Here is an 18884-nt window from a genome sequence, read left to right as displayed (position 1 = left end):
CGTGGACGGTAGAAGCGGCCATGCCCAGCCGTCCGGCGATCTGGACCGGTCCCAGTCGCTGCTTCCAGCGCAGATGCACGATCTTGCGGACCTGCGGCTGAGGGGTCCGGGCCGGGCTCCTGTGAGGGCGTGAGGACCGGTCGGCCATCGCGGCCGGCCCGGCTTCGGCGTACCGGTCGGCCCACCGCTTCGCGGTGGGCCAGGACACGTTGTAGCGCTCGGCCGCACGGGCGACCGGCCATCCCTCATCCACGATCAGACGCGCCAGGCGAAGACGTGCACGGGGCGTCAGGGCAGCGTTAGCGTGGGACACGAAGGCCTCCTGGTTGGCGGAGCGGTTCCTCGACAGCTCCACTCCACAACCGGAGGCCTTCGCCGTCCTACAGATTCAGAGCGTGTCGTCACACAAACTCGACCAACCTGGCTGGACAGTACAGCTAGACCAGCGGCCAGTGTGCCTTTCACCTGCTGCAATGGTCCGCTGGCGTCCGTGCTTGTCCGCCGCTGATCGTTGGCGTTGTCACTCAGTTAGACACTCACGTGCGTTCGAAGGCATGGACCGTATGCCTCAACCACGGCTCAGTCCGCTGTCTCCCAGAAGACCGCCTCGGCGCCCTGTGTCAGTGCTCGATGCCAGGATGTGCCTGTGCCAAAGAGCGGGCGGCGCTGAGCGCGGCCGTGGACGACGGCCACCTCCCGCAGAACCCGTGCGCCGCCCGGTCGGTTCGACCGCCGACCGTCGACAACACGCGCGTCACGCCGTGGACACCCGAGCGAGTCTTCGCCGTCCGGGCTGCCATGCCCGAGCGCTTCCAAGCCATGGTCGACCTGGGAGGCGGCTGCGGGCTCCGCCAGGGCGAGATTCTGGGCGTGGCCGTCGACGCGATCGACTTCACCTCGGACACGCTCCACGCGGTCCAGCAACTGAAGCTGAGCCGCAGCAAGGCCGTGTTCGCACCTCCGAAGGGCGGCAAGCTGCGGGACGTGCCGCTTCCCGGCCCGGTCGCCGATGCGCTTCGGGAACACATGAAGCGGTTCCCGCCTGTCGATGTCACCTTGCCGTGGAAGGTGGCGGACGGTCCACCGGTGACCAAGCGGCTCATATTCACCGGGCCGCGCGGGGGGCACGCCTGGCGGACGTCGCTCAACGAGGAGGCATGGAAACCGGCGCTCGCCGCGGCCGGCGTCACCCCCGTGCCTGATCGGGGCCAGCCGTACGCGGAGTCACGCGAGAACGGCATGCACGCCCTACGCCACTTCTACGCCTCGGTGCTCCTGGACGCTGGCGAGAACATCAAGGCCCTCGCCGAGTACCTGGGTCACTCAGACCCGGGCCTGACGCTCCGCGTGTACGCGCACCTCATGCCGTCGAGCCAGGAGCGCATCCGTAAGGCCGTGGCCTCTGTCTTCGCCCGACCGAGATTCGAGTCAGGCGAATCCAGCAGCGTCCCGCCCACGCGAAACCAAATCACGGATACCAAATCACGGACGACAGCATTTCAAATCACCATCCATGAACCGACACCCGAAACCAAATCACAGAAACAAAATCACGGACGACAGCATTTCAAATCACCATCCATGAACCGACACCCGAAACCAAATCACAGAAACAAAATCACGGACGCCGCCGCCTGCCCGGCCGGGCGCACGGGCGGCTGACCTCCCGGACGGCCGGGCGCGCGGCCGGGCGCCCGGCCTCCCGAGCGGGCGGGCCACATCAGGTACGGCACAAATATAGGAAGTGCACCTCAGCAGCCCTCGCAGGCGCTTAAGCTGACTCAGCTCGACCGTGAAGACGCGATTATCGACGCCTTCCCCCCAGGGGTATGCGCAGCGATTTTGACGGTCAGGTGATCCATGATTAAGTTCTGCTCACGGATTGGAAAGGCCGCCTCCGGTGCAACGGAGGCGGCCCTATCTCCACCCGCGTTCGCAAACCTGGGGAAACAGATTCTCGATACGTTGGAGAGGACAAGCATGCCACGATTCGGCCTGACCATCGACATCTGCCCGCGTGCTCTGCCGTTCTGCATGATCGGTATGAGCGAGGCCGGGTACGGCTTCTGGGTCGACGTCCCAGCGGTCGTCTCGCTTCCACTCGCCTTCCTGATGACCTTCCGCGTGACGGTTAGGCGTTGGCGCCACCAGCGCTCCTAGGCCCCTGCCCACGACGAAGCCCCCTGGCAGCAGAAAAACCGCTGGCAGGGGGCTTGATCATGTGGGGCTACTTCTTCTTGCCCTGGTTCTTCACGGCCTCGATCGCGGCCGCCGCCGCGTCCGGGTCCAGGTACGTGCCGCCCGGGTTCAGGGGCTTGAACTCGGCGTCCAGTTCGTAGGACAGCGGGATGCCGGTCGGGATGTTCAGGCCCGCGATGTCGGCGTCGGAGATGCCGTCGAGGTGCTTGACCAGGGCGCGGAGCGAGTTGCCGTGCGCCGCGACCAGGACCGTGCGGCCGGTGAGGAGGTCGGGGACGATGCTGTCGAACCAGTACGGCAGCATGCGGACGACGACGTCCTTGAGGCACTCCGTCTGCGGGCGCAGCTCCGGCGGGAGCACCGCGTAGCGGGCGTCGTTGAACTGGGAGTACTCGGCGTCGCGGTCCAGCGGCGGCGGCGGGGTGTCGTAGGAGCGGCGCCACAGCATGAACTGCTCCTCGCCGAACTCCGCGAGGGTCTGGGCCTTGTCCTTGCCCTGGAGGGCGCCGTAGTGGCGCTCGTTCAGGCGCCAGTGGCGGTGGACGGGGATCCAGTGGCGGTCGGCGGCCTCCAGCGCGAGCTGGGCCGTGCGGATGGCGCGCTTCTGGACGGACGTGTGGACCACGTCGGGCAGCAGGCCGGCGTCCTTGAGCAGCTCGCCGCCGCGCGTCGCCTCCTTCTCGCCCTTCGGGGTGAGGTTGACGTCCACCCAGCCGGTGAACAGGTTCTTCTCGTTCCACTCGCTCTCGCCGTGGCGGAGGAGGATCAGCTTGTACGGTGCGTCGGCCATGGTTCCGAGCGTAATCGAACCGCCTGATCGCCCGCGCACCGCGCCCGCAGGGCGGACGGTTGACGGGAACTGTTAATTGGTTGGCCCTCGAGAACGGCTCGAATGTAAGTTGCGATCGCTGTATCAGCCGCTTACATCTGCTCTTCGGGGGTCCCATGCCAGTCGCCGGACTGAGACGTGCCGCGCGTGAATCCGTCTCCGGGCTTCCCCGCGAGTTCTGGTGGCTGTGGACCAGCACGCTGGTCAACCGGCTCGGTGCCTTCGTGGCCACCTTCATGGCGCTGTACCTGACCCTCGACCGCGGCTACTCCGCCTCGTATGCCGGTCTGGTCGCGGCCCTGCACGGGCTCGGCGGGGTCGTGTCCTCGCTCGGGGCCGGGGTGATGACCGACCGGCTCGGGCGGCGGCCCACGCTGCTCGTCGCGCAGGTCTCCACCGCGCTGTCCGTCGCGCTGCTCGGGTTCATGCGGGACCCGGTCGCCATCGCGGCCGTCGCCTTCCTGGTCGGCATGGCGAGCAACGCATCGCGGCCGGCCGTGCAGGCGATGATGGCGGACATCGTGCGGCCCGAGGACCGTATCCGGGCCTTCTCGCTCAACTACTGGGCCATCAACCTCGGCTTCGCGATCTCCTCCATGGCGGCCGGGTTCATCGCCGAGGTCAGCTATCTCGCCGGGTTCCTGATCGAGGCGGGCATGACCATGGTCTGCGCCGTCCTCGTCTTCGTGAAGCTGCCGGAGTCCCGGCCCCAGAAGGGCGGTGGCACGGGCGGCGGTCCGGCGGAGAGCGACCGTGTCTCCCTCGGCACCGTGCTGCGCGACGGGCGCTACATGAGCGTCGTCGGGCTGTCGTTCCTCGTCGCGCTCATCTTCCAGCAGGGGTACCTGGGGCTGCCGGTCGCCATGGGTGAGGCGGGTTTCACACCCGCGGACTTCGGCCTCGCCATCGCCGTCAACGGCGTCCTGATCGTCGTCCTGCAGATTCCCGTCACGCGGTTCATCGAGCACCGCGATCCGCGGCTGCTGCTCGTCGGCTCGTCCCTGCTCGCCGGGTACGGCTTCGGGCTCACCGCCTTCGCCGGGTCGGTCGGCGTCTTCGCCCTCACGGTGTGCGTGTGGTCGCTGGCCGAGATCGTCAACGCGCCGACCCAGACCGGGCTCGTCGTGCGGCTCTCGCCGGTGCACGGGCGCGGGCGCTACCAGGGCATGTACAGCACGTCGTGGGCCGTCGCCGCGCTCGTGGCCCCGCTGATGTCCGGTTTCGTCATCGACCACTACGGCGCCGACTGGCTGTGGGGCATCTGCGCGGTCGTCGGCACGGTCGCGGCGGTGGGGTACTGGCTGCTCATGCGACGGCTGCCGGCCGAGGAGGCGGTGAACGAGGGCGCGGTGACCGCGGAGGATGCGGTGACCTCGGAGGAGCTGCCCACAGCACCGAAGTCCGAGGTCAGTACGGCCTGACCCCGTACGGCCTGACCGTGAGCACGCCGGCCGGCGTGCTCACGGGTGCATCCGCGCCCCCTTCAGCACCTTGTCCACCGCGTTCCTCGGGCCGTACACCGCCAGTCCCACCAGGTCCAGTTCCGCGGTCGGCACGGCCCGTACCGCCGCCCGGTTGTCACGGTCGTTGCCCGTGGTGAAGAGGTCGGACGTGAACAGCGCGCGGGGCAGGGCGCGCGACAGCACGCGCGCGTGGGCGTTGGTCAGCGTCTCCTTGGTGCCCTCGAAGACCAGCACCGGCTGGCGGAACATCGGCAGGTAGGCGATGTCGTCGGCGTCCGCGTAGGGCTCGCCGATCACCTCGGGGAACTGCGTGCTCAGGCCGCTGACCAGGAAGGCGGTCACATTGAGGCGCTGCCAGGTCTCCAGGTCCTCGCGCAGCAGGACGGCGATCTTGGTGTCGAAGCGGACGGGGGCTGCGTCGTGGGTGCTCATACGGTGAGACTGCCGGTCGGCGCACGGCGGGGTCTTGTACGTTTTTTGCATGGCCCCCGTACGACCGCCGGCTCGGCAGGAGCAGGTTTCCGCCTGGCGCCCCCGTGTCCCGGGCGTCGTCGAGGTCTTCCACGCCCACTACACCGAGTACGCCTACCCGATGCACGTCCACGAGGCGTGGACGCTGCTCATCGTCGACGACGGCGCGGTGCGCTACGACCTGGACCGGCACGAGCACGGCACCCCGCACGACACGGTGTCCCTGCTGCCGCCGCACGTGCCGCACAACGGCTCCCCCGCCACGCCGGACGGCTTCCGCAAGCGCGTCCTGTACCTGGACGGCTCCCGGCTGGGCGAGGAGCTGATCGGGCCGGCCGTCGACGCTCCCGACCTGCGCGACCCGGTGCTGCGGCGGCGGGTCGGGCAGGTGCACGCCGCGCTGGCCCGGCCCGGTGACGAGCTGGAGGCGGAGAGCAGGCTGACGCTGATCGGCGAGCGGCTCCGCTCCCACCTGCTGCCCCGTCGCGGGGTCGGCCCGGCGCGCCGGGACCCCGTGCTCGCCCGGCGGCTGCGTGAGCTGCTCGACGAGCGGGTCGTCGAGGGGATCGGCCTGGAGGAGGCGGCCGGTCTCGTGCCCGCCCATCCGGCCCATCTGGTGAGGGCGTTCAGCGGCGCCTACGGGATCGCTCCGCACCAGTACCTGATGTCCCGCCGCGTCGACCGGGCCCGGCGGCTGCTGCTGGCGGGACTCGTCCCGGCCGAGGTGGCCGCCGCGACCGGTTTCTACGACCAGGCCCATCTGACCCGGCACTTCAAGAAACTCGTGGGCGTCACGCCCGGGCGCTACCGCACCAGCGGCGGGCGGCACTGACCGCGACGACCGTGCGGGCCGTGAGGGGCCGTGTCGCGGCTCAGGCCCCGGGGCGCTCGATCAGGTGCTGGAACGCCTCCAGGTTCCGTGTCGACTCCCCGCGCGCGGTCCGCCACGCGTACTCCTTGCGGATGGCGGACGCGAAGCCCAGCTCCAGCAGGGTGTTGAAGGCTCCGTCGGCGGCCTGGAGGACCTGGCCGAGGAGGCGGTCGATCTCGTCGGCGGTGACGGCGGCCAGGGGCAGCTTGGCGGCGACGTAGATGTCGCCGAGGCGGTCGACGGCGTAACTCACGCCGTACAGCTTGAGGTTGCGTTCCAGGAGCCAGCGGTGGACGGCCGGTTCGTTCTCGTCGGGGTGGCGGATGACGAAGGCGTTGACGGACAGGGAGTGCCGGCCGACGAGGAGGGAGACCGTCGTCGACAGCTTGCGGGTGCCGGGGAGCTTGACGACGTAACTGCCGGGCTCGGGGCTCTCCCACTCCAGTTCGGCGTCCTCGAGGGCGCCCTCGACGACCCGCGCTGCCTTCTGTGCTGCCTCAGCCATGGTGGGAGCGTACGCGACGGCGGTGGGCGTGGATCGCGGCCGTGTAGACGTCGGCCGTCGCGGCGGCGGCGCTGTCCCAGCCGAAGGACTGGGCGTGCCGGGCGGCGGCGTCGCCCATCCGGGCCGTCAGCTCCGGGTGGTCGGCGAACTCGCCCAGCACGCGCGCGTACGCGGCGGGATCGTGGCCCTCGACGAGGTAGCCGGTGTGCCCGTCGCGCACGGCGACCGGGAGTCCGCCGACCGCGGCGGCGAGCACCGGCGTACCGGCGGCCTGGGCCTCTATGGCGACCAGCCCGAAGGACTCGCTGTAGGACGGCATGACCAGCACGGACGCGGCCCGGAACCAGTCGGCGAGCTGCTCCTGTCCGACGGGCGGGCGGAACCGCACGACGTCCGCGATGCCGAGCCGGGCGGCGAGCTTCTGCAGGCCCTCGGGCTTGGCGAGGCCGCTGCCGCTGGGGCCGCCGACGACGGGGACGACGATGCGGGAGCGCAGCTCCGGGCGTCGGTCGAGGAGTACGGCGACCGCGCGCAGCAGCACGTCGGGGGCCTTGAGCGGCTGTATGCGGCCGGCGAAGAGCGGGATCAGCGCGTCCTGCGGCAGGCCGAGGCGGGCGCGGGCGGCGGCGCGGGCGGTCGTGGCCTGTCCCGGGCCCCGGGGCTCGGAGCCCTTGGGGAAGGGGCGGAACCGGTCGAGGTTCACTCCGGGGTGGACGACGGCGACCTTGGCCGGGTCGGCGGCGTAGTGCCGGACCAGTTCGTCGGCCTCCTCGGCGGTGTTGGCGATCAGCCGGTCGGAGGCGGCGACGATCTGGGTCTCGCCGATGACGCGGGCCGCCGGTTCGGGGGTGTCGCCGTCGGCCAGGTTGGCGTTCTTGACCTTGGCCATGGTGTGCATGGCGTGCACCAGGGGGGCGCCCCAGCGCTGGGCGGCGAGCCAGCCGACGTGGCCGGAGAGCCAGTAGTGGGAGTGGACGAGGTCGTAGTAGCCGGGGCGGTGGCCGGCCCAGGCCTGCATGACGCCGTGGGTGAAGGCGCACAGCTGGGCGGGGAGGTCGTCCTTGGCCAGGCCCTCGTAGGGTCCGGCGTCGACGTGCCGGACAAGGACGCCGGGGGCCAGGTCGACGGTGGGCGGGAGGGCGGCGGTGGTCGCCCGCGTGAAGATCTCGACCTCGATGTTGATCGCGGCGAGGCGCTGCGCGAGTTCGACGATGTAGACGTTCATGCCGCCGGCGTCGCCGGTGCCGGGCTGGTGGAGCGGTGAGGTGTGCACGGAGAGCATGGCGACGCGGCGGGGCCTGCGCGTCAGTCTGCGCCGCGCGGTTGCCGCCGGTGAGCGACGCCCGAGCCTGCTGACGTACTGGCTCACGAGCCGTTCCTCCTCGCTGCGGGCATGCCGTTCGAAGGACACGGACCGCCCTCCACGGGACGGAACGCCGGGCTGCGGCTTTCCATTTCCGGTTTCCCGGCCTTTGCCGAATCATTACTGTAGATCGCTCAACCGTTCGAGAGGGTGTTGCGTCAACGGGGGAGACGGCCGGGGAGGGCGCGCCCGGTGTGCCCGGTGCACCAGGGGGGTCCAGGCGGGTCCAGGCGGGCGGCCCCGGCGCGTCGAGGAGGCGGACGCGGCCGCATACCCTCGTACGCATGCCCTCCCGCACCACCCCCCTCCCCCACTCTCGGCTCCGCTCGAGCGGGAGGACCCCCGTCGTGGGCACGGTCACGCGCGGGACGACCAATCCGAACCGGCTGCGCCGCATGGACCGCTGGATCGCGGCCACGCACGGCGCGGAGCTGCGGCGCGCCGCCGACCCCGTCGCCGTCGACCTCGGTTACGGCGCGGCCCCCTGGACGGCCGTCGAGCTGCTGCACCGCCTGCGCACCGTCGCGCCGCACGCACGCGTGGTGGGCGTCGAGATCGACCCGGCGCGCGTGGCGGCGGCCGAGCCCTACACGCGCCCGGGGCTCGCCTTCCGGCACGGCGGCTTCGAGATCCCGCTCTCCCGCCGGCCCCTCCTCATCCGCGCGGCGAACGTGCTGCGCCAGTACGACGAGGCGGAGGTCGCCGCCGTCTGGCAGCGGCTGTGCGCGCGGCTCGCACCGGCGTCGGAGCACTCGCACGGCGGGCTCCTGGTCGAGGGGACCTGCGACGAGATCGGGCGTCGGCACGTGTGGGTCGCGCTCGGGCCGCAGGGACCGCGCACGGTGACCTTCGCGACCCGGCTCGGTTCACTGGAACGCCCGTCCGACCTGGCCGAGCGCCTGCCCAAGGCGCTCATCCACCGCAATGTGCCCGGCGAACCGGTGCACGCCTTCCTGCGCGACTTCGACCGCGCCTGGGCCGCCGCCGCGCCCTACGCCTCCTACGGCGCCCGCCAGCGCTGGATGCGGGCGGTGCGGGACCTGGCGGCCGACTGGCCGGTGGCGGACGGACCGGCGCGGTGGCGCCAGGGCGAGGTGACGGTGCGGTGGGAGGCCCTGGCGCCGCGCGGCTGAGCCGGCGCCGGGAACGATCTCCGTGCGGCGTTCGTCCCCCAACGGGGGAATCGTCCTACGACGAGACAGAAGGGGCGGGCATGAGGCGGGAGGCCTGAGGCGGGAGGCCTGAGGCGTGAGGCGTGAGGCCGAAGGCGGGAGACCTGAGGCGGGAGCAGGGGAGAAGCGGAGGCAAGCACGACCTCTGTCACTTTCCGCGCCGGCATGGCACGATCCCCCGGACGACGTATGTTACTGACGGTAAATCAGTTTGGAGGCGACGTATGCGTACGGGGAAGCATGGCTGGGTGGCCGCTGCCGTGACCGTGGTCTGCGCGATCACCGTGCTCGCGGCGCCGGGTACGGCGTTCGCGAACCCGGGACCCGCGCCCTCCCCCGGCGCCCCCAGCGCCTCCCCGGGCCCGGCCGCCCCCGTCGGCAAGGACCTGGAAGCCGTACGCGTGAAGCTCGACGCGCTCTACCGCTCGGCGGCCTCGGCCACGGACGAGTACAACGCCGCCGAGGAGAAGGCGGAGAAGCAGTCCGCCGAACTCGTCGCACTGGCCAAGAAGATCGTCAAGGGCCAGGAGGAGCTGGACGCGCTGCAGGACCGCGCGGGTGCCGCGGCCCGCGCCCAGTACCGCACCGGCGGCATGCCCGACGAGGCCAAGCTGATCCTGAGCGAGGACCCCGAGGACTTCCTCGACGGCACCGGCCGGGTGGTCCAGGGCCAGCGCGCGACCAAGGGCCTGCTCGGCGACCTGACCCGCGCGCAGGAGGACCTGAAGGCGTACGAGGCGGACGCCTCCGCCCGGCTCCGGACGCTGGAGGCGAACCGCAAGGCCAAGGCGACCGCCCAGAAGAAGATCGAGCAGCAGATCGCGGCGGCCGAGAAGCTGGAGTCCGAGCTGGAGAAGGAGGAGAAGGAGCGCCTCGCCCGGCTGGAGAAGGAGGCCCAGGCCAGGGCCCAGACCGCCTGGCTCGGCTCCGGCATCCTCGAGGACCTCGACGCCGAGGCGACCGAGCGCGGCCGCAAGGCCGTCGAGTACGCCACCGCCCAGGTCGGCAAGCCGTACCAGTGGGGCGCCGAGGGCCCGAAGGCCTACGACTGCTCCGGACTGACCTCACAGGCGTGGGTGGCGGCCGGGCAGGCGATCCCGCGCACCTCGCAGCAGCAGTGGAAGCAGCTGGAGCACGTCGCCGTGGAGGACATGCGCCCCGGCGACCTGATCATCTACTTCGACGACGCCAGCCATGTCGGCATGTACGTCGGTGACGGCTCCGTCGTGCACGCCCCGCGCCCGGGCCGCTCGGTGACGATCGCGGGGGCGGGCTCGATGCCCATCCTCGGGGTGGTCCGGCCGGACACGCGGGCGGCGCCCACGCGGTGACGCGGGCCGCGCGCACCGGCGCCGGGACGTGAAGCGGGCCACGTGACCCAGTCCACGCCCGGCGGCGCGCCCCGCGTGACGTTCGTCATCCCGGACCCCGGGTCGGCGTGTCCAACTGCGGTGCATAACGCGGCATATGACACCGGCCGGTGGCCGCCCGGCGTGTTCTGGACCATTCCGCAGCGGCGCCGTCACCCGCTATGGTCCCCGTCGGTGGGTCGAGGTCCCTCGCCCCGCCATGCCCTCGGGGGGAGGGAAGGAAACAAGACGATGCCCGTACCCGTACCGCGGCAGAGGGCGATCCCGGCCGTGGAGTGTGGTCAGGCGCCCGCCGCGCCCCAGGACCGCGGCCCTTCCAAGGAACAGGCCACGACCGGGACGCACCCGGCCGACAACCCCACCACCCGGCGAGAGAACCCCACGGAGAAGCGCGAGAAGACCACGGACCGGACCAGGGACAAGAGCACTGGCACGAGCACTGGCCCCAGTACCGCCCAGAGCACCGACCAGCGCGAGAACGCCCCCACGAACCTGACGCTGCTGCTGATCGAGGACGACCCGGTCGGCTCGCCGATCGTGCCCGACCTGCTCGACCAGGCCGGCAAGCCGATCCGCGTCCGCACCGCCCGCAACCTCACCGAGGCCGAGCGGCTGCTGACCGACGACGTCCACTGCATCCTGCTGGACCTCGCCCTGTCGGCACCGGCCCCGGCCCGCTCGGGAGCCGACGGGGACGGTGACGGCGACGAGGCCGACGAGCTGGCGGTGCTCAGGCACGTACTGCGGCTCGCGCCCCGGCACGCCGTGCTCGCGCTCACCTCCTCCAGCGACGCCGAGCGCGGCGCGGAGGCCGTGGCGGTCGGTGCCCAGGACTACCTGTTCCGCGACGAGCTGGACGGCCGGCTGCTGAGCCGGGCGATCCGCTACGCCGTCGAGCGCAAGAGGTCCGACTCGGCGGAGCGGCGGCTGGCCGAGGGCCGGCTGCGCGCCCAGGAGAACCGCCGTCTGGAGCGCGGTCTGCTGCCCACCCCGCTGCTGGCCGGCTCCCCGCTGCGCTTCGCCGCCCGCTACCGCCCGGGACGCTCGCGCGCCCTGCTCGGCGGCGACTTCTACGACGTCGTCCGCACCCCGGACGGCACCGTGCACGCCATGATCGGTGACGTCTGCGGGCACGGCCCGGACGAGGCGGCGCTCGGCGTGGAGCTGCGGATCGCCTGGCGCGCGCTGACCCTGGCGGGGCTCTGCGGCGACGAGCTGCTCGGCACGCTCCAGCAAGTGCTGGAGCACGAGCGCTCGGACGACGAGATCTTCGCGACGCTGTGCGCCGTGGACATCGCCCCGGACGGCCGCCGCGCCGGCCTGTGCCTGGCCGGACACCCCGCGCCCCTGGTCTCCGGCCCGGGCACACCCGCACGGCTGCTCCCCTACGACAACAACGGCCCGGCCCTCGGCCTGCTGCCGGGTGCCCGCTGGCCGCGCACGCAGGTGGAGCTGGGCGCCGAGTGGAGCCTGATGCTCTACACCGACGGCCTGATCGAGGGCCACATCGGTGAGGGCCGGGAGCGGCTCGGTCAGGACGGCATGGTGGAGCTGGTCCGCCGCCAGCTCTCCGCGGGTCTGCAGGGGGAGGAGCTGCTGCGGGCGACCGTCAACGAGGTCCGCCGGCTCAACGGCGGCGAACTGGCGGACGACGTGGCCGTGGTCCTGCTGGACCGGACGGCCTGAGCGGCCCGGACGGACGACCCCCGTCCGGATTCCCCGCTTCCGCCGACGGCCGGTCCGCTGTGGCCGGCCGGGCTGTTCCCCACGCCCCTTCGGGGTGCCTCAGCGTCCGCCGTTGTACGGGCCGTAGGGGCCGTCGCTGCTGGAGCCGCGCCGGCTGTTGCGGCCGCCGCCCGGCAGACCGCGCAGCGCGGGCCGTACGTCGACCATGTACACGATCGTCGCGATGAGCCCGAGGATCGGCAGGAACGACAGGATGTTGAAGATCAGGTTCACCACGAAGGCGATCCCGAGGATGATCAGCCAGAACGGCTTGGTCTTCTTGTCGGCCGCGCGGTAGGCGTCCTCGCGGCGCGTGGCGGCGTCGATCAACGCGAAGCCGCTGAAAAGGATCAGGGCCGTGCTCAGCAGCCACATGAAGCCTGCGAACCCCTGCATCAGCACAACGTCCACCACCAGACTCGGGTCGTCATCACGCGGCCACCGTACCCGTACAACGGGCCGGACATCCCAAGGGTGCCCGGCCCGTGCCGGACCCGTCGTCCCTTACTTGGCGGGCGGCGTCGTCTTCTTGGCGGTGGTGGTCTTCTTGACGGGAGCGGCCTTACGGGGGGCGGGGGTCCGCTTCGCCGCGGCGGGCTTGTCCTCCGTGACCCGGACCGGCTCGGGCTTGTTCGGCTCGACGGCCACGGCGAGCTCCTCCACCTCCTCGGCGATGTCCTCGATGCCGTCGGCGGCCTGGCCGCGCCAGGTGCGCACGGCCTGCTCGCCGCGCTCGGCGACCTTCTCGTAGGTCTCCCGGGCCTTGACGGCGTACTCGGCGGCGACACCGACCGAGCGCAGCGCGAGGTCCTGCGCGGTCTCGCCGAGCTTCTTGAAGTCGGCGTCGAGGGAGCCGAAGAGCTCGTTGGCCTTGGCCTGGAGGGTGCCCTGCGTCTCCCTGACGCGGGCGGTCGCCTTCTCCTGGACGGCCTTCGGGTCGGTGTTGCGCACGGCCTCGATACGGGCCGGGGCCTCGGCGCGCAGCTGCTCCACCAGCACCGGCACCTTCTTGGCCTGCTGGAAGGCCAGGTCGGCGGTGCCCGCGGCGAAGTAGAGGGGGGTGGGGTCGCTGAGGGTCTTGCGCAGGTCGTCGGTGATGGCCATGGTGATGGTCCTCCGGAAGTACGTTCGGCTGAGGGTTTTGTGGTGGTGGTCCCGCGTCCCGGCCGGCGGTTGCCCGCGCCCGCTCATCCGGCCGTCTGCTGCGGGCCGGCGTCACTGCCGCCGGTCGTGCGGGAGCGGTGCCCGGGTATGGAGGCGCCGCCGACGGGGGCGTCGTCCGCCGGGCCGTCCTGGGCCGCCGCCGGGGCGTCCGCGTCGACGCCGTACCCGTTCTCCTTGCGGAACGACTCGTAGATCTGGAGCAGCACCTGCTTCTGCCGCTCGTTCAACGAGGGGTCGGCGAGGATGACCGCACGCGTCTCCACGTCGTCCCGGTCCCGCTCGGCGTCGAGGATCCCGGCGCGCACGTACAGCGTCTCGGCGGAGATCCGCAGCGCCTTGGCGACCTGCTGGAGCACCTCCGCGCTCGGCTTGCGCAGCCCGCGCTCGATCTGGCTCAGATACGGATTGGACACCCCGGCGGCCTCGGCGAGCTGCCGCAGCGACAGCTGCGCGTGACGCCGCTGCTCGCGCAGGTACTCACCGAGATTGCCGACGTTGAGCGATGCCATGCCTCCACGATGCACCACGCTGCTAACTATTGCAAGCAGCCCGCTTGCAAGAGTGCGCCTTCCGTGGCACCACCTCCGCCGCCCCGCCACCCCGCCGCCCGTCGCGCGCTACGCACTTTTTTGTGGGTACTGGGCAGCGCGCCCCCCGTCGGCCGAGACTGATGGGGACGGGCGGGCACGTCAGGAGGCGGTGGCCTCGCGGGCGCCGGCTCCGTCGTCGGCAAGCCTGTCCAGGCGCCGGTGGCCCCAGTCGGAGAGGGGGGAGAGGGCCTCGGCGAGGTCGCGGCCGAACGCGGTCAGGGAGTACTCGGTCTTCAACGGAAGCACGTCGTACACCCGCCGGTCCACCAGTCCGTCCGCCTCCATCTCGCGCAACGCCTGGGTCAGCACCTTCTCGGTGAGGCCGGGCACCCGTCGGCGCAGCTCGGCCGGCCGGTGCGGGCCCGACTCCAGCAGCCACAGCAGCGTGGTCTTCCACTTGCCCTCGATCACCGCGATCGCGGCGGTCACCCCACAGACGTCCGGGTCGTGGCGCCGGTGCGCCATGCCGTGCCCCTTTCCTCAGTAATTGACTTCAATTCATCGATACGTTACGGGAGTTAAGCATGTCCGAGCACGCCGACCAGTCCGCCACCGCCGTCACCGTCCTCGGGCTCGGTCCGATGGGCCGGGCCCTGGCCGCCGCCTTCCTGGACGCCGGGCTGCGCACCACCGTCTGGAACCGCACCCCGGGCCGGGACGGCGACCTCGTCGCCCGGGGCGCGGCCGCGGCGGCGTCGGCCGAGGAGGCGGTCGCCGCCTCCCCGCTGACCGTCGTCTGCGTGGTCAACTACGACGCCTCCGACGCCGTACTGCGCCAGGACGCCGTCGAGACCGCCCTCAAGGGCCGTACGGTCGTGAACCTGAGCGCCGACACTCCCCAGCGCGCCCGGGACACGGCCGCATGGGCCGACCGGCACGGCATCCGCTACCTGGACGGCGCGATCATGACCCCGACGCCCACCATCGGCACGGACGACGCGGTGTTCCTGCACAGCGGCCCCGAGGAGCTGTACCGGGAGCACCGGCCCGTGCTGGCGGCGCTCGGCGGCACCCACACCCACCTCGGCGAGGACACCGGGCGGGCCGCGGCGTACGACATCGCGCTCCTGGACATCTTCTGGACGGCGATGGCGGGTTACGCGCACGCCCTCGCCGTGGCCCGGGCGGAGGGTGTCACCGGCGGGGAACTGGCCCCCTTCGCCCAGGGCATCGCCGCGATCCTGCCGCCGCTGTTCACCGAGTTCGCGGCCGACACCGACGCCGGCACCTACTCGGGCGAGCTGAACCCGATCACCTCGGCCGCGTCGACCATGGCGCACGTCGTCCACGCCTCCGAGGCGCACGGCATCGACGCGAGCGTGATGCGCGTGATCGAAGGGCAGGCCCGGCGGGTGATCGCGCTCGGCCACGGCACGGACGGGTTCACCCGCGTCGCCGACCTGATCGCCGCCCGCCGCTGAACGGGGCCCGGGCGGCCTCAGAACGGCAGGGGCCGCCCGTGCACCACGTCCAGCCGGGACACCGCCCGGGTGAGCACCACGTACAGCCGGTGCAGGCCCCGCCCTCCGGGGCCCTCCGCCTCCGCGATCGCCGCCGGTTCGACGGCGACGACGTGGTCGTACTCCAGGCCCTTGACCACGCTCGCCGGGACGACGGCCACCCGGGCGCCGAGTTCCTCCGGTCCCGCCGCCGGGATGCCGGCCGCGTCGAGGGCCTCCCGCAGCCGGGGCACGTCCGCGTCGGCGGCGATCACACCGACGGAGCCGTCCCGGGTGAGAGCGCCCCGTACGGCGTCGACGACCGCACCGGTGACCTGGCCGGGCGCGGTCGGGCGCATCGTCAACTCGCCGTCGCCGCGCAGGGAGCGGGCCTCCGGAACCTCCACGTCCAGCCGCGCCAGCAGCCGGTTGGCGAGGCCGACCACCGCCTGCGGCACCCGGAACCCGGTGGTCAGCGGCACCACGGCCGCCTCCGGCCGGCCCAGGTGCCCAAGGACCGTCCGCCACGACCGCGCGGCCCACGGCGTGGTCCCCTGGGCCAGGTCGCCCAGGACGGTGAGCGAACCGAAGGAGGCCCGGCGGGCGATGGCCCGGCACTCCATCGGGGAGAGGTCCTGGGCCTCGTCCACGACGATGTGGCCGTAGCCCTCGGGGTGTTCGAGGAGTCCGGCGACCTCGTCGAGGAGGACCAGGTCGGCGGCTGACCAGCGGGCCGACCTCCACGACCCCGGCGTCCGGGCCGGCCACAGCACCGCCTTCTGCTCGTCGTCGTCCAGCAGCCCGTCGGCGGCCCGCGCCAGCACGTCGGGGTCGCCGAGCAGCCCCGCGACGACCTCCTCCGGACGCACCCCGGGCCAGACGGAGTCGAGGTACGCGCCGACCGGCCGGGCCCGTTCGATCCGGCGCACCCAGGCGGCGGTACGCGGCCCGCCGCGCCGCTCGGCCCGGTCCCGGACGTACCGCACGATCCGCGCCCGCACCCGCTCGCGGCCCACGGTGTACGGCGGTTCCTCGTCCCGTACGTCCGCCACGATCCGGGCCAGCTCCTCGGCCGGGACCCGCCAGCGGTAGGAGCCGTCCGGTACGGCGAGGGAGTCGGCGGCGTCGACGCGCACGCGCGCGTACAGGGCGCGGCGCAGCACCTCGGCCGTCCGGGCGTCGTGCTTGACGGCGGCGGCCCGCTCGTCGTCCGTGCCGGTGACCGGGTGCCGGACGATCTCCCGGGCCAGCGTGGACTGCCGTACGCCGGTCTCGCCGAGGGCGGGCAGGACCTCGGCGATGTAGGAGAGGAAGGTCGGGTTGGGGCCGAGGATGAGGAGGCCGCCGCTGCGGATGCGCTGCGGGTGGGTGTAGAGCAGGTAGGCGGCCCGGTGCAGGCCGACGGCGGTCTTGCCCGTGCCCGGGGCGCCCTGGACGCAGACCGTGGCGGTGAGGCCGGCGCGGACGAGGTCGTCCTGCTCGGGCTGGATGGTGGCGGCGATGTCCCGCATGGGCCCGACGCGGGGCCGTTCGATCTCCCGGGCGACGATGTCGCTCGTCCGGGACTCGCCCCGGCCGAGGTGCTCGTCCTCCAGCCCGGTGAGGTCGGCCGAGTCCCCGCGGCTGCCGGGCGCCCACCCGAAGCGGCGGCGGACGGCGACGCCGCGCGGGTCGCCGGCGGTGGCCTGGTAGAAGGCGCGGGCGACGGGGGCGCGCCAGTCGACGACCAGGGGCGGGGCGGCGGGGTCCTCGCTGATCCGCAGCCGCCCGAGGTGCAGTGCCGGTTCGGCGGCCTCCGGCCGCGGGTGCTGCCCCGCGTGCTCGCCGACGGTGTCCGTTTCGGCGAAGTCCAGCCGCCCGAAGAACAGCGGCCCCGGCGGCAGTTCGCGCAGCGCCCTGGCCCGGCCGCGCAGCCGGCGTCCGAGCACCTCGGCGTCGGCGCCGGAGGCGGAGACGTCCTCACCGGTGACGACGTGTTCCCGGGCGCCGTCGACCATGGCGGCGAGGACGGCACGGCAGTGCTCGTGGTGGGCACGCTCACGGGCGAGGGCGTGCCGGAGGGCGGAGTCGGGTGGTGTCATTCCATCGAGCGTACCCGAATAACGTTACTCAGTAACGTTTATTACCCAGTCACCTATCCGATCGCGCGCCCGTTCGCCCGGTCAGGCCGCGAGCCGCGGCAGCCCCGCCGCCAGCCTGTCGAACGCCCGCTCCGCCGCCACCACGGCCTCCTCCCGCACGTCGGCCACCCGCTCCCCCGTCGCGACGCGGCGCCAGTTCTCCAGCGCGAGGACCCGCTGGACGGCGATGATCTGCCCGGCGGCCAGCCTGGCCTCCAGGTCACCGCCGAGGGCGTCGGCGAGCGCGGCCTCGGACCGCTCCAGGTGCGTGTGCAGCCGGGCCGTGAGGGCGGGGGTGCCGTAGAGCAGCGTGTGGAAGGCGAGTACGTCGGGACGGTCACTGAGCCCGGTCACCGGGTCGCACCGCTCCAGCCCCGCCAGGAAGTGCCGGCGCAGCGCCGTGAGCGGGGCCGGCCCCTCCCCCGCCACCCGTGCCGCCTCGCCCTCGTGGTCGGCGATGCGGTGCAGGACGAGGTCCTCCTTCGCCGGGAAGTACCGGAAGAGCGTCGGCTTGGACACCTCGGCCGCGGCGGCCACCTCCGCGACGGACACCGCGTCGAACCCCTTCTCCAAGAAGAGCCCGATGGCGATGTCCGACAGCACCTGGATCGTCCGCTGCTTCTTGCGTTCACGCAGGCCGGGGTCGTTCATGGGGCGAGCCTACGGCCCAGCTCCGCGGTCACCGGGGTCGCCGTCACCGGGGTCGCCGTGGTCACTGGTCGAGCTTCAGGTCCGTGCTGATGGTCTTCCACTGGCTCTCGAACCACTTGCCCGATTCCTCCACGAACCGCGCGTCCTGGTGACCGCCCTGTCGGGTGAAGGAGAACAGGAGGGACTGGGAGCCGAGGGCGTCGAACGTGTCCAGGGTCCGGCCCTCCCACTCCTCCTGCCGCCTTTCGACCATGTAGTAACCGAAGAGCGCCTCCTCGCCGTTGAGCACGTACAGCTTCATCGGCGGGGTGAAGGGCAACGCGCGGAAGGCGATGCGCACGTCCACGCGGCGTGCGTTGCGTATGCCGTGCAGGTTGTGCGCGAGCACGCGGGCCTGCGCGTTGCGCATCTGCAGCCAGCGCTGGTGGACCGGGGCGTCCTCCTCGCCCTCCACCAGGACGGGGAAGGCCAGCGGGATGTCCCGGGCCGGCAGCAGGACGCGGAAGTCGATCGACTCGGGACGGACGCTGCCCTCGTAGATCATGCGGATCGGCTCGCTGAGCGCCAGCACCAGGGTCTCCGACGTGTGGCACACGACGTCCACCCGTACGTGCGGCACCGAGAACGCCGCCGAGAGTCGCGGTCCGAGCGCCGTCATCGTCGGCTGGGGCCCGGCCCGGTTCGGCGTCGGCTCGGCGATGCGGGGCGGGCTGCCCTTGCTGATGTTCGTGAGCAGGCCGTGCTCCTGGAGCGCCCTCAGCGCCTGGCGGACGACGCCGCGCTCCACCCCGAATTCATCGGCCAGTTCGGCCTGGGTGGGCAGGCGGTCTCCCGCCCTGAGCTCACCCCCGCTGATCCGTTCCCGGAGGATGTCGGCGATCTCCTGCGCCGAGAGCCTTCTGCCGCCGTTCACGGACACGTTCTCCTGAGTCACAACCAAATGTTACAACTG

General features: G+C 72.2%; 19 protein-coding genes and 1 pseudogene. 8 read left to right on the top strand and 12 right to left on the bottom strand.

Annotated features, from left to right (window positions below):
- The coding region (locus RM812_RS27545) for a helix-turn-helix domain-containing protein (RefSeq protein ID WP_311577578.1) at window positions 1–313 on the bottom strand (313 nt) is incomplete at its 3' end.
- A 344-nt stretch (window positions 314–657) separates the two neighbouring features.
- On the opposite strand from RM812_RS27545, the pseudogene RM812_RS27540 reads away from it, so the two are divergent.
- Window positions 658–1410, top strand: a pseudogene (locus tag RM812_RS27540) (tyrosine-type recombinase/integrase); the annotation flags it as partial.
- Between the two features lie 570 nt (window positions 1411–1980).
- Window positions 1981–2160 carry a hypothetical protein gene (locus tag RM812_RS27535; RefSeq protein WP_311577575.1) on the top strand — a complete coding sequence of 60 codons (180 nt, stop codon included), beginning with the start codon at window positions 1981–1983 and terminating at the stop codon, window positions 2158–2160.
- A gap of 67 nt (window positions 2161–2227) precedes the next feature.
- Here the strand turns inward: RM812_RS27535 and RM812_RS27530 are convergent, their stop codons facing one another.
- Window positions 2228–2989 carry a phosphoglyceromutase gene (locus RM812_RS27530; RefSeq protein WP_311577572.1) on the bottom strand — a complete coding sequence of 254 codons (762 nt, stop codon included), beginning with the start codon at window positions 2987–2989 and terminating at the stop codon, window positions 2228–2230.
- Between the two features lie 155 nt (window positions 2990–3144).
- Between RM812_RS27530 and RM812_RS27525 the strand changes: the two genes are divergently transcribed.
- The gene (locus tag RM812_RS27525) at window positions 3145–4449 is read left to right on the top strand and encodes an MDR family MFS transporter (protein WP_311577569.1); all 1305 of its coding nucleotides are present in this window, start codon (window positions 3145–3147) and stop codon (window positions 4447–4449) included.
- A gap of 39 nt (window positions 4450–4488) precedes the next feature.
- Here RM812_RS27525 and RM812_RS27520 read toward each other — a convergent pair whose 3' ends face one another.
- Window positions 4489–4923 carry a DUF2000 domain-containing protein gene (locus tag RM812_RS27520; protein ID WP_311577565.1) on the bottom strand — a complete coding sequence of 145 codons (435 nt, stop codon included), beginning with the start codon at window positions 4921–4923 and terminating at the stop codon, window positions 4489–4491.
- Window positions 4924–4972: 49 nt separating this feature from the next.
- On the opposite strand from RM812_RS27520, the gene RM812_RS27515 reads away from it, so the two are divergent.
- Window positions 4973–5794, top strand: coding sequence for an AraC family transcriptional regulator (locus RM812_RS27515; protein WP_311577562.1), 822 nt, complete (start codon window positions 4973–4975; stop codon window positions 5792–5794).
- Window positions 5795–5834: 40 nt separating this feature from the next.
- On the opposite strand, the gene RM812_RS27510 is transcribed toward RM812_RS27515, so the two are convergent.
- Together RM812_RS27510 and mshA are read right to left on the bottom strand one after the other, a co-directional pair.
- The gene (locus RM812_RS27510; RefSeq protein ID WP_311577560.1) at window positions 5835–6338 is read right to left on the bottom strand and encodes a type III secretion system chaperone family protein; all 504 of its coding nucleotides are present in this window, start codon (window positions 6336–6338) and stop codon (window positions 5835–5837) included.
- Window positions 6331–7707 (bottom strand): D-inositol-3-phosphate glycosyltransferase, encoded by a 1377-nt coding sequence (mshA, locus tag RM812_RS27505; protein ID WP_311577587.1) that lies wholly within the window; start codon window positions 7705–7707, stop codon window positions 6331–6333. Before mshA ends, RM812_RS27510 begins: the two co-directional genes overlap by 8 nt.
- A gap of 341 nt (window positions 7708–8048) precedes the next feature.
- Between mshA and RM812_RS27500 the strand changes: the two genes are divergently transcribed.
- The 3 genes from RM812_RS27500 (at window position 8049) to RM812_RS27490 (ending at window position 11929) form a co-directional block, all read left to right on the top strand.
- Window positions 8049–8834 (top strand): class I SAM-dependent methyltransferase, encoded by a 786-nt coding sequence (locus RM812_RS27500; RefSeq protein ID WP_311577557.1) that lies wholly within the window; start codon window positions 8049–8051, stop codon window positions 8832–8834.
- A gap of 263 nt (window positions 8835–9097) precedes the next feature.
- Window positions 9098–10204 (top strand): C40 family peptidase, encoded by a 1107-nt coding sequence (locus RM812_RS27495; RefSeq protein WP_311577554.1) that lies wholly within the window; start codon window positions 9098–9100, stop codon window positions 10202–10204.
- A 270-nt stretch (window positions 10205–10474) separates the two neighbouring features.
- Complete coding sequence (locus RM812_RS27490) at window positions 10475–11929, top strand: PP2C family protein-serine/threonine phosphatase (RefSeq protein WP_311577551.1); 1455 nt, start codon at window positions 10475–10477, stop codon at window positions 11927–11929.
- 99 nt (window positions 11930–12028) lie between these two features.
- Here the strand turns inward: RM812_RS27490 and RM812_RS27485 are convergent, their stop codons facing one another.
- The 4 genes from RM812_RS27485 to RM812_RS27470 form a co-directional block, all read right to left on the bottom strand.
- Window positions 12029–12364 carry a DUF2516 family protein gene (locus RM812_RS27485; protein WP_311577549.1) on the bottom strand — a complete coding sequence of 112 codons (336 nt, stop codon included), beginning with the start codon at window positions 12362–12364 and terminating at the stop codon, window positions 12029–12031.
- A gap of 108 nt (window positions 12365–12472) precedes the next feature.
- Window positions 12473–13072, bottom strand: coding sequence for a hypothetical protein (locus tag RM812_RS27480; protein WP_311577546.1), 600 nt, complete (start codon window positions 13070–13072; stop codon window positions 12473–12475).
- 83 nt (window positions 13073–13155) lie between these two features.
- On the bottom strand, window positions 13156–13641 hold the full coding sequence (locus tag RM812_RS27475; RefSeq protein ID WP_311577543.1) for a helix-turn-helix domain-containing protein: 486 nt from the start codon (window positions 13639–13641) through the stop codon (window positions 13156–13158).
- A gap of 180 nt (window positions 13642–13821) precedes the next feature.
- The gene (locus tag RM812_RS27470) at window positions 13822–14187 is read right to left on the bottom strand and encodes a winged helix-turn-helix transcriptional regulator (protein WP_311577540.1); all 366 of its coding nucleotides are present in this window, start codon (window positions 14185–14187) and stop codon (window positions 13822–13824) included.
- A gap of 59 nt (window positions 14188–14246) precedes the next feature.
- On the opposite strand from RM812_RS27470, the gene RM812_RS27465 reads away from it, so the two are divergent.
- Complete coding sequence (locus RM812_RS27465; protein WP_311577538.1) at window positions 14247–15143, top strand: NAD(P)-dependent oxidoreductase; 897 nt, start codon at window positions 14247–14249, stop codon at window positions 15141–15143.
- 17 nt (window positions 15144–15160) lie between these two features.
- Here the strand turns inward: RM812_RS27465 and RM812_RS27460 are convergent, their stop codons facing one another.
- From RM812_RS27460 to RM812_RS27450, 3 genes are all read right to left on the bottom strand, one after another.
- Entirely contained in the window at window positions 15161–17242 is a 2082-nt protein-coding gene (locus RM812_RS27460; RefSeq protein ID WP_311577535.1) for a HelD family protein, read from the bottom strand.
- Window positions 17243–17323: 81 nt separating this feature from the next.
- The gene (locus tag RM812_RS27455) at window positions 17324–17932 is read right to left on the bottom strand and encodes a TetR/AcrR family transcriptional regulator (protein WP_311577532.1); all 609 of its coding nucleotides are present in this window, start codon (window positions 17930–17932) and stop codon (window positions 17324–17326) included.
- A gap of 61 nt (window positions 17933–17993) precedes the next feature.
- Window positions 17994–18872 (bottom strand): GntR family transcriptional regulator, encoded by an 879-nt coding sequence (locus RM812_RS27450; RefSeq protein ID WP_311577529.1) that lies wholly within the window; start codon window positions 18870–18872, stop codon window positions 17994–17996.
- Window positions 18873–18884: the final 12 nt, after the last annotated feature.

Origin of the sequence: Streptomyces lancefieldiae, from assembly GCF_031845825.1 — a bacterium.
GTDB classification, from domain to species: Bacteria; Actinomycetota; Actinomycetes; order Streptomycetales; family Streptomycetaceae; genus Streptomyces; species Streptomyces lancefieldiae.
The sequence above is the reverse complement of the archived record's forward strand: the minus strand, read 5'-3'. Positions and strand labels throughout refer to the sequence as shown.

What these genes read in the sequence shown, in the direction of transcription:
- RM812_RS27460 (WP_311577535.1), bottom strand. Translation starts at nt 17,242, where the DNA reads ATGACACCACCCGACTCCGCCCTCCGGCACGCCCTCGCCCGTGAGCGT.
- RM812_RS27495 (WP_311577554.1), top strand. Translation starts at nt 9,098, where the DNA reads ATGCGTACGGGGAAGCATGGCTGGGTGGCCGCTGCCGTGACCGTGGTC.
- RM812_RS27485 (WP_311577549.1), bottom strand. Translation starts at nt 12,364, where the DNA reads ATGCAGGGGTTCGCAGGCTTCATGTGGCTGCTGAGCACGGCCCTGATC.
- RM812_RS27475 (WP_311577543.1), bottom strand. Translation starts at nt 13,641, where the DNA reads ATGGCATCGCTCAACGTCGGCAATCTCGGTGAGTACCTGCGCGAGCAG.
- RM812_RS27525 (WP_311577569.1), top strand. Translation starts at nt 3,145, where the DNA reads ATGCCAGTCGCCGGACTGAGACGTGCCGCGCGTGAATCCGTCTCCGGG.
- RM812_RS27535 (WP_311577575.1), top strand. Translation starts at nt 1,981, where the DNA reads ATGCCACGATTCGGCCTGACCATCGACATCTGCCCGCGTGCTCTGCCG.
- RM812_RS27455 (WP_311577532.1), bottom strand. Translation starts at nt 17,932, where the DNA reads ATGAACGACCCCGGCCTGCGTGAACGCAAGAAGCAGCGGACGATCCAG.
- RM812_RS27490 (WP_311577551.1), top strand. Translation starts at nt 10,475, where the DNA reads ATGCCCGTACCCGTACCGCGGCAGAGGGCGATCCCGGCCGTGGAGTGT.
- RM812_RS27515 (WP_311577562.1), top strand. Translation starts at nt 4,973, where the DNA reads ATGGCCCCCGTACGACCGCCGGCTCGGCAGGAGCAGGTTTCCGCCTGG.
- RM812_RS27480 (WP_311577546.1), bottom strand. Translation starts at nt 13,072, where the DNA reads ATGGCCATCACCGACGACCTGCGCAAGACCCTCAGCGACCCCACCCCC.
- RM812_RS27470 (WP_311577540.1), bottom strand. Translation starts at nt 14,187, where the DNA reads ATGGCGCACCGGCGCCACGACCCGGACGTCTGTGGGGTGACCGCCGCG.
- RM812_RS27465 (WP_311577538.1), top strand. Translation starts at nt 14,247, where the DNA reads ATGTCCGAGCACGCCGACCAGTCCGCCACCGCCGTCACCGTCCTCGGG.
- RM812_RS27510 (WP_311577560.1), bottom strand. Translation starts at nt 6,338, where the DNA reads ATGGCTGAGGCAGCACAGAAGGCAGCGCGGGTCGTCGAGGGCGCCCTC.
- RM812_RS27530 (WP_311577572.1), bottom strand. Translation starts at nt 2,989, where the DNA reads ATGGCCGACGCACCGTACAAGCTGATCCTCCTCCGCCACGGCGAGAGC.
- RM812_RS27520 (WP_311577565.1), bottom strand. Translation starts at nt 4,923, where the DNA reads ATGAGCACCCACGACGCAGCCCCCGTCCGCTTCGACACCAAGATCGCC.